Source organism: Ekhidna algicida (assembly GCF_051379705.1).
GTDB lineage: Bacteria > Bacteroidota > Bacteroidia > Cytophagales > Cyclobacteriaceae > Ekhidna.
Map to the genome: position 1 here is coordinate 3,793,177 of NZ_CP179868.1, position 14,387 is coordinate 3,807,563.

The following is a 14,387-nucleotide window of genomic DNA, read 5'->3' on the forward strand; positions in this document are numbered from 1 at the left end:
CTATGAAGAAGTTAGTTTTTGTACTCACCATATTAGCTGCAATGCCAGCAATCTCTCAAAATACTTTAGCCAAAGCTGAACTAGAAGCCGAAAACGTTGATGAAGTGAGGATCGAAGGGTCGTTTGTAGATGTTTATGTCAACAAAGGCGAAAAGGTTTATTTCAAAGGAATAATTACAGGTAGCGGTGATGAAGGCGACTACCGCTTTGAAACAGATATTGTTGGAAAAACTCTTGTGATCCGAGTAGACAGACGAAGAGACAAAAGTTGGAGAAATTATCGAATCAATGAATCACGGATAGACTTGACAATCGTGGATGGTGTTAAACTTGATATTGATAATTCTTCAGGAGATGTTAACGTAGCAAACCTAAGAGCTTCATCTTCCAAGATTGAGGCGTCCAGTGGAGACATTACTATAAGGAGTGTGGTTGCTAATCTGGAGGTGGAGACCTCAAGTGGAGACATTGATATTGATGGACTTACAGGTGATTCAGAGATTGAATCTACAAGCGGAGATCAAGATATCTTTAACACAACAGGCAACATTGAGACACGAGCCAGCTCTGGAGATATCACCATATCAGGCTTCAATGGTAAAATAGAAGTACAAGCTACCTCTGGAGATGTTGAGATTAGAAAAGGGTTGGGAGCAATCAGGGCCAGAACTTCCTCTGGAAACATAGATGGATACTCGATTGAGCTAAATGACAATAGCTATTTTGATGCAACTTCAGGAGATATTGAGATTGACTTTAGCAATGATTTAGATGATTTAAGTTTCGATCTCACTGCTACTTCTGGAGACTTGGAAGTGGGGAATCGTTCAGGTGAAAAAAGGCTGCTTATTGAACGGGGAGGAATCAAAATATCGGGCACTACATCAAGTGGAAGTCAAGAGTACGAATAGATAAAATTTTAAAATAATAGATAAGGGTAGCCATTGGTTACCCTTTTTTTGTTTTATCCATACAAATAGACATTTTTGTCGGTGATCAACTTAAAAACCTAACCCAAACCAAGAGAATGGAAAAACCTTATATTGATTCTAATACCAGCTTGCCGGAGATAACGGTAAAGGCAGTAGTACTGGGAGCTTTACTTTCAGTTGTGCTCTCAGCAGCAAACGCTTACTTTGGACTATTTGCAGGATTAACAGTTTCTGCATCAATTCCAGCCGCAGTTATCTCGATGGCACTTTTGAAAGTCTTCAAAAACTCGAACATACTTGAGAATAACCTGGTCCAGACAGCAGCTTCGGCAGGAGAATCACTTGCTGCCGGCGTAATTTTCACAATTCCTGCCTTAGTGATCATGGGTTATTGGGATGAGTTTAACTACTTCGAGACTGTGACAATCGCATTGTGCGGAGGTGTTCTTGGAGTGCTTTTCACCATACCGTTAAGAAACGCTTTGATTGTAAAAGAGAAACTTAAGTTTCCAGAAGGTGTTGCTACTGCAGAGGTGTTGAAAACAGGAGAAGAGGGTGGTAAGGCAGTAAAATATCTTGTTTGGGGATCACTAATTGGTGGTTTGTTCAAGCTTGGTGATTCTGCATTGAACCTCTGGGAAGGTACTTGGCAAAGAGCCGCTTTGATAAACGATAAGATATATGCATACTTTGGTTTGAACCTTTCCCCCGCACTCGTAGCTGTTGGGTACATCGTAGGTCTGAATATTGCCTTTTTGGTATTCCTTGGAGGAGCTATAAGCTGGTTCATTGCAATTCCTGCTTACGTAGCTGTTAATGGAGGTCAGGAGGGAGTAGATGCAGTGACGCTCGGTGGAAACATCTGGAACTCTCAAATCAGATACTTGGGTGTGGGTGCTATGGTAGTCGGAGGACTATGGGCGCTTGTTAGCCTTGCTGGCTCATTAAGCACTGCTTTCAAAGCTGGAGTAGCTGCCTTCAAAAAAGGTGGAACATCTATGAAGGATCAGATTAGAACAGAAATGGATACACCAATGTCATGGGTGCTTATCGGTATTGGTGTTTTAATCATTCCTATCTTTTTCATTTATCAGTCAGCAATTACCGATGTAGGACTTACTGCAACAATGACAATCATAATGGTTATCGCCGGCTTTCTTTTTTCCGCAGTAGCCGGATATATGGCAGGACTTGTAGGAAGTTCTAATAATCCAATATCGGGTGTAACAATTGCGACAATACTTTCTGCCTCTCTCTTGCTTCTCACTTTGATGGGGACAGGGAATGAATTGGCTGGGGCTGCTGCTGCAATTCTAATTGGTGCAGTTGTATGCTGTGCCGCGGCAATAGCAGGAGATAATATGCAAGACCTGAAAGCAGGCCACATTCTAGGAGCGACTCCATACAAGCAGCAAATCATGCAGATGGTTGGTGTTATAGCCGGAGCTTTGGCTATTCCTCTAGTGTTAAACTCACTTCTAATAGCCTATGGCATGGGAGCACCTACCGAGGCAAACCCAGAATCTTTGACTGCACCACAAGCAACTCTGATGCAAAGTGTAGCTCAAGGAATATTTGGTGGAGGTTTACCATGGAATATGGTATATATAGGTGGAGCAATTGGTATTATAATCATTCTGATTGATCAATACCTGAAATCTAAAGGCTCAGAGTTCAGAATGCCTGTACTTGCTGTAGCTGTTGGACTTTATCTTCCGTTTGAATTAGACTCTTCCATCTTTATAGGAGGATTGTTAGCTCATTTTCTTACCAAGGCAACAAAAAATAGTGGAGGTAAGGAAAAGGCCGCTAATGCTGGTTTGCTGCTCGCATCTGGTTTAATTACCGGCGAAGCACTCATGGGAATTGGTATCGCAATTGCCATTGCTGGATTTGGATTCGAGCAATTAGCGGGATACGATATGGAGATGCTATACGAAAATTTGGGTCTCCTTATACTTATTGGAGTCCTACTATTTGTTTATAAATCAGTTATCAAAGTATCTAAGGAAGAAGATTAATCCTGTACGAAAACGAACGTAAAATGTGTACACCTGAATCCACTTTTACATGTGGATTCAGGTGTATTTTTTTGTAAACCAGTCAGTTAGCTATTCTGGCATGGTTTTGATTTAAATAGTACTTAAGAAAACCCAAAACCCATGCTCAAGAATTATTTTAAAACCGCAATTAGGAACCTAACCAGGAACAAGGTTTATAGTATTCTCAATATTTTAGGCCTGGCACTTGGTATTGGTTGCGCACTAGTCATTTACAAAGTAATTGTCTTTGAGAATAGTTTTGATGAGCATCAGAAAAATTACGATAACATCTATCGTGTTGTCACTCACGGAATTAGAGCGGGTGAAGTAAGCAAAGGAGCAGGTACACCGCATCCAGTTGGGTCTTCTCTCAGAGAAGATTATCCTGATGTGGGCAAAGTGGTGAGAACTCATTATGTATGGGGAAATCAGGTCAACGTAAAAGAAGGCAATGAAATAAAAAAATTCCTTCTCGAGGATGGAATAGCCTATCTAGATAATTCATATTTTGAAGTATTTACAGTAGAGTTTCTGGGAGGTGATAAAGAAACAGCATTGACAGAGCCCAATACGGCGGTTATTTCCGCTTCACAGTGTAGGAAATTGTTTGGAATTGAAAATGGAAAAGAAGCTGACGCAATTGGCAGAACTTTGAATATTGGAAATCTTCAAGACTATAAGGTAGTTGGAGTCATTGCAGATCCTCCGGAAGCCACCAACTTCCCATTCACCATATTGTTAGACTATGATTCGCAAGCCTCAATTAATCCCTATTATGGCGAAGGTAAACGATGGAATTCTACAAGCTCAAGTACAAATACGTACATCCTGGTAGCAGGTGGATTTAACCAGAAAGCATTTGATACGAAACTGATTGACTTTGTAGAAAAACACTATGAAGAGGGAGCCTCTGAAAGAAGAAGATTTGTAACTCAACCTTTGGCATCCATTCACTACGATGATGAATACGGAAGCTACAGCTATTCCACATCACCAGCTTTGATTAAAGCCATGACTGTAATAGCTATTTTCTTGATTCTTACAGCTTGCATTAACTTCATCAATCTGGCTACTGCGCAGGCAGCCAACCGATCAAAAGAAATAGGAATACGAAAGGCAATTGGTGGATATTCACGCCAATTAGTAATCCAATTCTTCACGGAAATAACGCTAATCACGCTTTTCTCATTATTCTGCTCTCTGGCGATTGCTGAGTTCCTCTTTGTACAGCTTGAGGATGTGATAGGGACCAGATTAACCCTGGATTTATTCTCTGGTTTTGAAACAGTCGGTTTCTTACTGATACTTCTTGTTTTGGTAAGCTTTCTGTCTGGTTTTTATCCTTCCATTCTGCTCAGCGGGATGAACACCGTAAAGGCATTGAAAAGCAAAATAACTGCCAAGGATCATTCCGGAGGTCTTAACTTGAGAAAGACATTGGTTATCGCGCAGTTTACAATTTCACAGTTCTTAATTATTGGTACTGTGATTATAGCCGCTCAAATGAAGTACTTTATGGAAAAAGATCTTGGTTTTGAAAAGGAGGCAATAATCAAAAGTTACTTGCCTGAAAGAGATGAAACTAAGAATGCGCGTTTTAAGTCATTGATGTTGGAAGATCCAGCTATTGAAAACATTACCTTTTCGTTAAGTTCGCCGACTGGTAATTCCAATTCGCACTCCAACTTCAACTACCCACCATTAGATATTGAAGAAGACTATAATGCAAGCTATAAGGCTGCCGATGAAGAATATGTAAATTTATATGGCCTTGAGATTTTAGCAGGACGGAACATACGTAAGAATGATAGCCTAAACTATGTTGTAGTCAACCAAAAGATTGCTGACTTGATGGGCTTTAAAGATGACTATGCAGGCGCTCTAGGAGAGCGTTTGACTTCAGGTTGGGCGAAAGGTGATCTGAAAGTAATTGGTGTGATGAAGGATTTCCATTCACGAGACTTAAGTGAGGGCTTCCAATACGTGATGCTCTTACGTGATCCAGATACTTACTATGAAATTGCATTTAAAACTAAAGATGGTTCCAATGTGAATTCTGCAATTACCCATTTCGAAAACACATGGGAAAAGGTATATCCTGAATTTGTTTTGGATTGGGAGTTTTATGATGAAGAACTAGCAAATAATTATGAACAAGAACAAAGCGTAGCTACTTTGATGAGTACTTTTTCCGCCGTTTCTATAATTATCGGCTGTCTTGGATTATATGGCTTGATTGCATTCATATCCGCAAACAGAACCAAGGAAGTGGGAATCAGAAAAGTTTTAGGCGCTTCAATCTTTAGCATCATAGGTAAGTTTACCAGAGAAGTATTTGTGCTTGTCATCGTGGCCTTCTTGATAGCAGCTCCAGCTGCATATTATATTTTGAACCAGTGGCTAAATGATTATGAGTTCAGAATTGATATTGGCGTTGGTTTTTTCGTGCTGGCTTTTCTTGTAACACTGTTTATTGCAGCTATCACCGTTAGCCACCGAACGATTAGTACAGCTTTAATTAATCCAGCTACAACCCTTAAAGACGAATAATTCAGGTTTAATCGTAAGTCACTGAAAAGAAATTTCAGCGACTTGCCCTTTATAAAAAATGGAGCCTAAGGCCAGCTAAACTTTCCATATATTTGACGGATTCGCAGCATGCAAAAAGTCACGTATGAGTAAAGAACAGTTTAGCAATAGATGGGGGATAGTGTTGGCCGCCTTAGGGATGGCAATTGGTGCCGGAAACCTTTGGCGTTTTCCAAGGTTGGCAGGTCAATATGGAGGCTCTTTTATTCTTCTTTGGATTCTATTCCTCTTCATCTGGTCTATACCACTTCTACTATCTGAATTTGCGATAGGAAAAAAATTCAAGAAAGGAGTTATTGGAAGCTTTGCTCAATTTGCAGGGAAGAAATACGCATGGATGGGCTTCTTTATCACCATGTGTACGCTTGGAATTGCCTTTTATTATTCCATCGTTACGGCATGGTCGTTTAGGTATCTGACATTCTCGTTGAGAAATATATTCAGGGAGGCCACACTACTCGAAACCCTGCAATCTGACCCTGACTATCTCACCAATTTTTGGAACGGTATTTCCAATGGAGACTGGATAACCGTTGTGGTTTACATATGCGTCATCTTCCTTGCCGCATTCATCTTGATCAGAGGCGTAAAAAACGGGCTTGAAAAAGCGAATAAATTGTTAATTCCTAGCCTCTTTATTTTATTGGTAATTATTGTGATGGTTTCGCTCAGTATGGAGGGAGGTGTAAGAGGGTTGGAATATATGTTTGCGGTAGATTGGTCTCTCTTTAGTGATTCTACAATCTGGATAGAGGCATTATCTCAATCAGCCTGGAGTACAGGAGCCGGCTGGGGATTGATGATGACATTGTCAGCTTTTTCTAGAGATGATGAAGATGTAACACTAAACACCTTTATTGGGGCGTTTGGAAACAACACAGCCTCGTTATTGTCTGGCATGGCTATATTGCCAGCCGTCTTTGCGCTGGCTGCTTCTGATGCAGAAGCTATATCCTTCTTGCAATCCGGAAATCAGGCGCTTACCTTCACTATCATCCCAATGCTTTTTGCAAATGTGCCAGGAGGTGATTACTTATCAGTTTTGTTTTTCCTAGCGCTTTTTGTAGCTGCCTTTAGCTCGCTGCTACCAATGATTGAACTATTCATGCAAAATGTGAGAGACTTAAATATTTCCAAACGTAAGACACTCATCTTCGTCATCGTTAGCTTTATCGCTTTTGGGTTTCCTTCTGCATGGTCGTTAAATTTCTTTTCCAACCAAGATTGGGTATGGGGAGTAGGTTTGATTGTAACAGGCCTTTTTATTCTCATAGGAGTGGCAATGAACAACCCGATTAAGTTTAAAGAGTCAACCATAGATATCGGGTCCGATATGATTCTTCCTTCCGGATTTTTCAGGTTTGCGATCTTTGCCAATATAGCTATTGGATTCTTTTTGATCTATTGGTGGCTCTCACAAGATTATAGCTCTACCTGGTTTAATGAAGAAGGACAATGGGACCTATTTGGCACCTATAGCAATGCATCAACGATTACTCAGTGGGCCTTGGTGATAATAGTCGGGATTTTATTAAATAGATATTTGTATAAGAAATTTGTAAAGGAATGAGCACAGGAGGTATCATAAGTATGATTGTCATTCTAACTATTGTGGTAGGTGGCTTCATTTATTTTTTGACTAAAGCAATAAAAAAAGAAAAAGGAAAATAGACATATGGATAAAATTGACCCATTAAATCAAGTAGCTGAATTTCATAACACATTTAGACATCCTGTTCTGGACACACCTCAGATTCCATCAGAGGACAGGTGCAAACTGAGAGTATCCTTGATTGCAGAAGAACTTAAGGAGTTGCAGGAAGCGATTGATGATAATGACCTAGTAGAAATAGCTGATGCACTTTGTGATATTCAGTACGTATTGTCAGGAGCCGTACTTGAATTCGGATTAGGCGATAAGTTTAGAGACTTGTTTGATGAAGTACAACGATCCAATATGAGTAAGGCGTGCGATACGGAGCAGGAGGCAAAGGATACTGTTGAACACTACAAATCCAACAAGGATACAGAGGCCTATTACGAACAACGAGATGGAAAGTGGTTAGTTTATCGAAAAGGTGATAATAAGACGTTGAAATCCATCAACTATTCTCCTGCTGATTTGAAGGCAATTCTTGATCGATAAGGATAAATTAGGTGTGCGTTGTTCTAAGGTCATAATGCGATATACACTTTCAGTACTACTTCTTGTTTTTGCTTTTTTATCGAGCGCACAAACAACTAAAATCTTATTTGTAGGAAATAGTCTAACGTATACAAATAACCTTCCTTCATTAGTGGAACAAGAAGCTAAGAGTAGGGGAGTGAAAGTAAAAACGCTGACTTTGGCCTATCCCAATTACGCAATTATTGACCACTGGAATGATGGTGAAGTTCAGAAGTATATAAAAAGCGAAAAGTATGACTATGTCATAATACAGCAGGGTCCTTCATCCCAAAGCGAAGGACGCAAGATGTTAATAGAAGACGGTAATAAATTGCAAAAACTCTGTGAGCAAAGCGGATCAAAGCTTGTCTATTTTATGGTATGGCCATCGCAGACCTATTACCATACATTTGAAGGTGTAATAAAAAACCATCGGGATGCGGCTAAAACGAATGAGGCAATTCTGTGTCCAGTTGGAGAAGCTTGGAAAGCTTATTTTGAAAATACAGAAGACTATTCATTATACGGACCAGATGGATTCCATCCTTCTCCCAAAGGAAGCAGGCTAGCAGCTGAAGTTATAGTTGACACCTTATTCGAACAATGAACAAGCTAAAACAGATCGCGGATTTACCTATTAGGATCACTGTGGGATTTCACTTAATCTATGGTACCCAGGATAATGTTTTTTCTTGGGATCGAATGTTGGAGTTTAGAAACTTTTTGGAAGCATTTGGTGCTCCTTTACCATTGATTTCAGCTATTATATCTGTTTATGCCCAATTCATTTGCGGTATTTTGTTCATTCTTGGATGGAAGGTTCGATATGCAGGTGCAATTATGACTTTCAATTTTATTGTAGCAATACTGCTGGTACATCTAACTGATCCATACCCAACTATTTATCCTGCCATTTCAATGCTTACCGGAGCTATTTTCATGTTGCTAAATGGAGCTGGACCTGTAAGTCTTGATTATAAGTTGGCCACAAAAAAAGGTGACCGCTAAGCCACCTTTCTCTGTAGTAGAGTAGTATGAAAAATCTTTAATCAACTTTTGTCATATAAACTGATCGATTTTTTTCGTGTTCATCACTGACTAGAATGCCATCAACTAATTTCCACTCATCATCATCCGTGCTTATGCTAAAGTCATCACCGTCATCATCAATGTCTTCAATGACCAAATAGCCACGTTTATTGATGTACCACGTTCCTGTTTCAGTTTCTGTCTCGTCGTAAGCATTAACTGTGATCTTAACGTCGTTATCGCGTTGGAATTCGAAATAGATTTCAATGTCTTCCATGATACCTCCCACAAAGCCAGATACTGCCTTTATGAATACTTCTTCGAGCATTGTATCAGCCTCTTCGGCTTCTTCGTCCATTTCTTCTTCAATATCAATGACCAGTTTCCAAGTGCCTATAATGTCTTTTTCCTGTACTCTTTGAGCCTGTACGACTATCGTAAGGCAAAGTGCTGTGATAAATAATCCGATTGTCCTTTTCATCTTACTGTTAAGTTGTATATTGTTATGCAAGGTACTGTATATACTAGAATTCCTATAATAAGGTTTCATTTCTTTATAACTATAATTCACTGCCCACTATTTTATACCTTTGCAGCAAGATTTTATAGAGAATATGTTTGATAGTTTAAGTGTAAAGCTGGATCGGGCGTTTAAGACGCTCAAAGGACAAGGACAGATCACAGAGATCAATATCGCTGCGACGATAAAAGAGATCAGAAGAGCTCTCGTAGATGCTGATGTGAACTATAAAGTAGCCAAAGAGGTAACAGATAAAATCAAAGAAGAGGCGCTTGGTCGTGACGTTCTTATCTCAGTATCTCCAGGACAATTGCTTACAAAGATTGTATCTGAAGAGCTGACTAATCTCATGGGTGAGACCAATGTTCCTGTTAGTCTGGAAGGAAACCCAAACATTATTTTGATATCCGGTTTGCAAGGTTCTGGTAAGACAACCTTTACCGGCAAGCTGGCCAACTTGATGAAGAAGCAGGGGAGAACTGTACTGCTCGCAGCTTGTGATATTTATCGACCTGCCGCAATTGATCAGTTAAAGGTGCTTGGAGAGCAGGTTGGAGTGGAGGTTTATGCCGAACCTGAAAATAAAGATGCTGTTCAGATTGCAAAAAATGCGATCAAACATGCAAAGGATAATGGCAAGAAAACGCTCATCATAGATACAGCTGGACGTTTGGCTGTGGATGAACAAATGATGAACGAAATTTCTGAGCTGAAGAAGGCGGTTAATCCAGCAGAAACATTGTTCGTAGTTGACTCCATGACGGGGCAGGACGCCGTGAATACTGCAGCGACATTCAATGAACGACTCAATTTTGATGGGGTAGTGTTAACTAAGTTAGATGGAGATACACGAGGTGGTGCGGCCCTTTCCATAAGAAAGGAAGTAGAGAAGCCAATCAAATACATATCTACAGGTGAGAAGATGGATGCCATTGATCTCTTCCACCCAGATAGGATGGCGAGCAGGATTCTCGGAATGGGAGATGTGGTCAGCTTGGTAGAGCGCGCTCAGCAAAACTACGATGAGGAAGAAGCTAGAAGAATCAATAAAAAGATCCGAAAGAATCAATTTGGATTTGATGATTTCCTTGCTCAGATGGAACAGATGAAGAAAATGGGGAGCATGAAAGACCTGCTTGGTATGATCCCAGGGATGGGCAAGGCGATAAAAGATATTGATATTGATGATGATTCGCTCAAGCCTATTGAGGCTATCATAAAGTCGATGACACCAAAGGAACGGACGCAACCGGAAATCCTTAATGGCAACCGAAAGCAACGGATAGCCAAGGGAAGCGGAACCTCAATTCAGGAGGTAAATCAATTACTAAAGCAGTTTGAGCAAATGCGTAAGATGATGAAGATGATGAATAAATCCGGCGGAAAACGTGCGCTCGCAAATATGCTAGGAGGGATGAAATAATCAGATCATTCTATTAATATTTTCGTCATTCTTTTGGCTACAGCAGACGATTCTGAGTCACTTTATATAGTTTTACATCTGATCAAAAACACCTGTAGTACTGATAAATATCCTATTGCAGCGTATTACTGATACCTATTTTGTGGTTTCTAACCAATAGATGAATGCCATGAAAAAAATATTAGTTCCTACCGATTTTTCCAGTTTGTCTGAGCATGCATTGGATTTTGCAATTCAACTAGCCAAGCCTCTCAAAGCAAGTGTGGAGGTAATACATTTAGAAGAAGTTCCTTTGGGTGATTTGTCGTTACACCTTTCGGGTGAAGCAGGAGGTAGTACAGTTTCTCAAGATTCCTTGTATGTCGCACAATTGCTTAGATCAAATAAGCAAAAGTTAAATACGCTGAGTGAGGAGTATAATACTGATGAAGTTCCCGTAAAAGCATTTCAAATTGGAGGTGGCTTTCTGAAAGGAATGCAACATTACACTACTGAAAATGAGATTGACTTGGTTGTTATTGGAACGACAGGTGAGGAGAGTATTCAAGAGTTCTTTAGTGGAAATCACACTGAACAATTGATTGAGCATTTAAATGTTCCGGTTGTTTCACTTCAGGATCAGCAATTTCACCCAATCGAAGACATTGTCCTAGGGCTAGATATCGAAGATGAAAAGTATACTCGGCAGGCGTTTGAAAAAGTCAAGGTCATCTGTGAAGCTTTGGGCTCTACACTTCATATCATAGATGTGACCAAGTCTAAAGATGACGAAAAAATGATGGGCATGCTGAATAAAATTGCGAAGATCGCTGGTCTGCCCAACTTCCTTGTTGATGTAATTGAAGATAAAGATTCTAAGAATGCGCTGTTGGATTATGCTGAAGGTACAGGCGCAGGCTTGATCATAATTTTATCAGAAGCCAAAGGCGGATTGAGTCGTTTTCTGCAACATTCATTTGCAACGCGGATGACCAAGAAATCCTCGATTCCGGTGCTTACCATTAACAAATCACACCTTTAAAGGATTAGAAACGATAAAGGCTCATTGTTATGAGCCTTTATCTATTCACCTTCAGTCAATGCTTGCAACGAAGGTTGAAAAGACTTCTTTATGTCGGTTCAAGTCTAAATCAGCTGAAACTGCCACACGAGCGATATAATCTTTATCGGCTTCTTTTGTGGTTCCTTGAGTTGAGGTTGCTGGAATCGTCCAGTAGCATCCTTTTAGTTGTCCGTAACTGACACAGTATTTGCTTTCGTCTGGAATTTCAGTGATCATCAGATTTATCAATTTATCGTTCAAGGCTCTTTTAGAAGATTCTCTTTCTTCGTGCGAACTCCCCTTGGTTGGTAGATCCAATGAAAACACTGATGGTGTAAATCCTTTCAGTGCTAATTCTTCAGAGACAAAATTGATTTTTGCTTCCGGCAATTTCTTTTTGATATGATTGACAAATTCACGTGTATTTTTATACGCATCATGGATTCGTTGATTCATGGAAGGTAATTGCTCTGCTAATATTTTTACCTGAAGACTGGTGGCCTCATTGTCACAAAGCATCAGGTGTCTAGCTATTTTCCCCATCAACTCTTCAGCTTTCTCATTGGCTACACAGTAACCTGCCGTGCACTTACCTCCGCTTGGGAATTTGGAACCGCTTACATAAGCAATCGAGCGCACGGTTGAAAGAATTCCTCCTTCAGCCAAGAATTGGACGTTAGGACAAAAGGTCTGATCTAGAATAAAGACAGGATCAATTGCCTTTTTACCTTTTTGTGTCTTACGCTCCAAACTCAAAGCTTCCTTCAATTTTTCAAGGTCAGGTACTTCCACTCGCGGGTTTGTTGGAATCTCTGCAATAATAAATGGCACTGCATCCTCACTTGCTACTTTATTCAAGATACTATCAACACTGCGAACCATGTCGTTATCTCCGTCAACAAGCAAGTCTAATACTTCAACATTCTCAAGGCAGGCCGCAACACGCCTCGCTTGATCATTTGTGCCTCCGTAGCAATTAGGTGGCACTACAATTTTGATCTCTTTGCCTGGATATGCGAACATAGCATGGTCAATGAGTCCCATCATGATGGCATATTGCACCGATAGCCCACTCGAACCTAATAATGGATTTGAATGGGTTCCAGTTATCTCACGAATAGAATCCAGAACAAGTTTCTTATTTGATTCAAGTTTGCTTTGCTCTTTAGCGATGACGGGAGACGATTCAACTAGAAGCCGCAAAGTCGATAGACAATCAGCTGGTGTCATGGCAATGGTTTCTCTCCTTCGCACATGCTGAATTTCTGAGATGTAGGTTTCATTTTTCTCACCATTCACCAACAGTAGACTTCCAAGGAGATCATGGAGGCTAATAAAAAAGTCAATGTTGGGAGAGAAGTTGATTGGTTTTTTTAAATCCTGCTGAGCAATGAATACTATGCTGCCATCAAATTTCGGAATTTGCACTACACTATCTACTTGAATTAGGTCGAATGTATATCCATAAACATTCTTAAGAACCTCTGGATCAAATTGAGAGGGTAGTTCATCTGAATATGCAACCAAGGTGTTTTTCTTTAGGAATAGATTCTTTCTTAAAATAGCCAAAATCGGAATCGTATTGGAAGAAAAGCTGATGACATCATCCGGATTGATGTTGTTCAATTTGGCAATAGTCCACTCCAGGACAGACGATAATGGATGACCTAATCGAATATAGTCAAATGCAGTAGGTAGATCGTTAAGTGCGGCCTTGTCAGAATTGTTGGCAGTATATAAAGACTCAAATCCTTCAAGAAATTCAGTTTTGGCTAATTCTTCATTGTAAATATCCAGACGATGAGTGGTCAGTCCCGTCCAATCGTCAGGCATATTTTCCAAGACGTCTTTTATAAAATTGAGTACTTTATTTTCGTTCATTAAATGATATTTTGACTTTCGCGAAAGTAGTGAAGTCCATCCATAAATTGAATGAATTAGTTACAAGGAATAGGTTAATTAGAGAACAAGTCAAAACTTTCGTAATCTGAGGTTGAGATAGCTGACATATTTATGATCTAGAATCCGAAGGAATAATGGCCAATTATTTTGAAGTCAAAAAGTATGTCTTCAATCACCTGACCTGAGCCGATATTGTGAACAACAAGATTTCTTTTTCCATCATTTGACTTTTGGTCAATTATAATCCCAATATGTGTAATAGCTCCTCCAAGATTCCAGCAAACAATATCACCAGAGTGATAGTCATTGGGATTTCTTGATATGACTTTCACCTTTCCAAATCGTTCAAAAAATTTCATAAGGTTTGGAACTCTGCGATGATCAATGTTTTTATCAGTAGAACTTAATCCCCAAATTTTTGGGTAACTATCAAAGTTCTTCCTCATGTCCTCATGAACCTCTTTTTGAAGGTCGATACCAAGCTTTCTGTAGGCCCGAATCACAACATCGGTACACACACCTTTTCCCTCAGGGACATCTCCATTTGGATAATCGATTGAAAAATAGCTAGCATCGTATACTACTTCATCCTTAGTGAGCTCTTTAGCTGAAGCTACTAGCTTTTCTTTATTCGCTTCTTGGCCTAAGCAGTGAAGAGATATAAATAGTAATAATGCTATGAAAACGGGAGCAGACTTCATATGTGGCAATTTCTATCACTGCCTAAACGTGAAAAACACC

General features: G+C 39.8%; 13 protein-coding genes. 10 read left to right on the plus strand and 3 right to left on the minus strand.

What is annotated here, in order from left to right:
* Positions 1–2 precede the first annotated feature (2 nt).
* The 8 genes from ACL8WY_RS17150 to ACL8WY_RS17185 all read left to right on the plus strand — a co-directional run bounded on the left by ACL8WY_RS17150 (position 3) and on the right by ACL8WY_RS17185 (position 8,738).
* Entirely contained in the window at positions 3–911 is a 909-nt protein-coding gene (locus ACL8WY_RS17150; protein WP_436515986.1) for a DUF4097 family beta strand repeat-containing protein, read from the plus strand.
* 116 nt (positions 912–1,027) lie between these two features.
* Positions 1,028–2,953 (plus strand): OPT family oligopeptide transporter, encoded by a 1,926-nt coding sequence (locus ACL8WY_RS17155; RefSeq protein WP_436515987.1) that lies wholly within the window; start codon positions 1,028–1,030, stop codon positions 2,951–2,953.
* 141 nt (positions 2,954–3,094) lie between these two features.
* The gene (locus ACL8WY_RS17160; protein ID WP_436515988.1) at positions 3,095–5,524 is read left to right on the plus strand and encodes an ABC transporter permease; all 2,430 of its coding nucleotides are present in this window, start codon (positions 3,095–3,097) and stop codon (positions 5,522–5,524) included.
* 124 nt (positions 5,525–5,648) lie between these two features.
* Positions 5,649–7,133, plus strand: coding sequence for a sodium-dependent transporter (locus ACL8WY_RS17165; protein ID WP_436515989.1), 1,485 nt, complete (start codon positions 5,649–5,651; stop codon positions 7,131–7,133).
* A 20-nt stretch (positions 7,134–7,153) separates the two neighbouring features.
* Complete coding sequence (locus ACL8WY_RS17170; RefSeq protein ID WP_436518075.1) at positions 7,154–7,234, plus strand: MetS family NSS transporter small subunit; 81 nt, start codon at positions 7,154–7,156, stop codon at positions 7,232–7,234.
* Between the two features lie 4 nt (positions 7,235–7,238).
* Entirely contained in the window at positions 7,239–7,709 is a 471-nt protein-coding gene (locus ACL8WY_RS17175; RefSeq protein WP_436515990.1) for a hypothetical protein, read from the plus strand.
* Between the two features lie 34 nt (positions 7,710–7,743).
* Positions 7,744–8,337, plus strand: a complete 594-nt coding sequence (locus ACL8WY_RS17180; RefSeq protein ID WP_436515991.1) for an SGNH/GDSL hydrolase family protein — start codon at positions 7,744–7,746, stop codon at positions 8,335–8,337.
* The gene (locus ACL8WY_RS17185) at positions 8,334–8,738 is read left to right on the plus strand and encodes a DoxX family protein (RefSeq protein WP_436515992.1); all 405 of its coding nucleotides are present in this window, start codon (positions 8,334–8,336) and stop codon (positions 8,736–8,738) included. Before ACL8WY_RS17180 ends, ACL8WY_RS17185 begins: the two co-directional genes overlap by 4 nt.
* Positions 8,739–8,775: 37 nt before the next feature.
* Here ACL8WY_RS17185 and ACL8WY_RS17190 read toward each other — a convergent pair whose 3' ends face one another.
* Complete coding sequence (locus ACL8WY_RS17190; protein WP_436515993.1) at positions 8,776–9,240, minus strand: hypothetical protein; 465 nt, start codon at positions 9,238–9,240, stop codon at positions 8,776–8,778.
* 133 nt (positions 9,241–9,373) lie between these two features.
* Between ACL8WY_RS17190 and ffh the strand changes: the two genes are divergently transcribed.
* Complete coding sequence (gene ffh, locus ACL8WY_RS17195) at positions 9,374–10,702, plus strand: signal recognition particle protein (RefSeq protein ID WP_436518076.1); 1,329 nt, start codon at positions 9,374–9,376, stop codon at positions 10,700–10,702.
* Between the two features lie 169 nt (positions 10,703–10,871).
* Positions 10,872–11,723, plus strand: coding sequence for a universal stress protein (locus tag ACL8WY_RS17200; RefSeq protein ID WP_436515994.1), 852 nt, complete (start codon positions 10,872–10,874; stop codon positions 11,721–11,723).
* A gap of 51 nt (positions 11,724–11,774) precedes the next feature.
* Here ACL8WY_RS17200 and ACL8WY_RS17205 read toward each other — a convergent pair whose 3' ends face one another.
* Positions 11,775–13,625, minus strand: coding sequence for a cystathionine beta-synthase (locus ACL8WY_RS17205; protein WP_436515995.1), 1,851 nt, complete (start codon positions 13,623–13,625; stop codon positions 11,775–11,777).
* A gap of 137 nt (positions 13,626–13,762) precedes the next feature.
* Positions 13,763–14,347 carry a DUF1287 domain-containing protein gene (locus ACL8WY_RS17210; RefSeq protein WP_436515996.1) on the minus strand — a complete coding sequence of 195 codons (585 nt, stop codon included), beginning with the start codon at positions 14,345–14,347 and terminating at the stop codon, positions 13,763–13,765.
* Positions 14,348–14,387 lie beyond the last annotated feature (40 nt).

Excerpts from the sequence above, each read along its gene's own strand:
- ACL8WY_RS17150 (WP_436515986.1), top strand. The coding sequence starts at position 3 with ATGAAGAAGTTAGTTTTTGTACTCACCATATTAGCTGCAATGCCAGCA.
- ACL8WY_RS17155 (WP_436515987.1), top strand. The coding sequence starts at position 1,028 with ATGGAAAAACCTTATATTGATTCTAATACCAGCTTGCCGGAGATAACG.
- ACL8WY_RS17160 (WP_436515988.1), top strand. The coding sequence starts at position 3,095 with ATGCTCAAGAATTATTTTAAAACCGCAATTAGGAACCTAACCAGGAAC.
- ACL8WY_RS17165 (WP_436515989.1), top strand. The coding sequence starts at position 5,649 with ATGAGTAAAGAACAGTTTAGCAATAGATGGGGGATAGTGTTGGCCGCC.
- ACL8WY_RS17170 (WP_436518075.1), top strand. The coding sequence starts at position 7,154 with ATGATTGTCATTCTAACTATTGTGGTAGGTGGCTTCATTTATTTTTTG.
- ACL8WY_RS17175 (WP_436515990.1), top strand. The coding sequence starts at position 7,239 with ATGGATAAAATTGACCCATTAAATCAAGTAGCTGAATTTCATAACACA.
- ACL8WY_RS17180 (WP_436515991.1), top strand. The coding sequence starts at position 7,744 with ATGCGATATACACTTTCAGTACTACTTCTTGTTTTTGCTTTTTTATCG.
- ACL8WY_RS17185 (WP_436515992.1), top strand. The coding sequence starts at position 8,334 with ATGAACAAGCTAAAACAGATCGCGGATTTACCTATTAGGATCACTGTG.
- ACL8WY_RS17190 (WP_436515993.1), bottom strand. The coding sequence starts at position 9,240 with ATGAAAAGGACAATCGGATTATTTATCACAGCACTTTGCCTTACGATA.
- ffh (WP_436518076.1), top strand. The coding sequence starts at position 9,374 with ATGTTTGATAGTTTAAGTGTAAAGCTGGATCGGGCGTTTAAGACGCTC.
- ACL8WY_RS17200 (WP_436515994.1), top strand. The coding sequence starts at position 10,872 with ATGAAAAAAATATTAGTTCCTACCGATTTTTCCAGTTTGTCTGAGCAT.
- ACL8WY_RS17205 (WP_436515995.1), bottom strand. The coding sequence starts at position 13,625 with ATGAACGAAAATAAAGTACTCAATTTTATAAAAGACGTCTTGGAAAAT.
- ACL8WY_RS17210 (WP_436515996.1), bottom strand. The coding sequence starts at position 14,347 with ATGAAGTCTGCTCCCGTTTTCATAGCATTATTACTATTTATATCTCTT.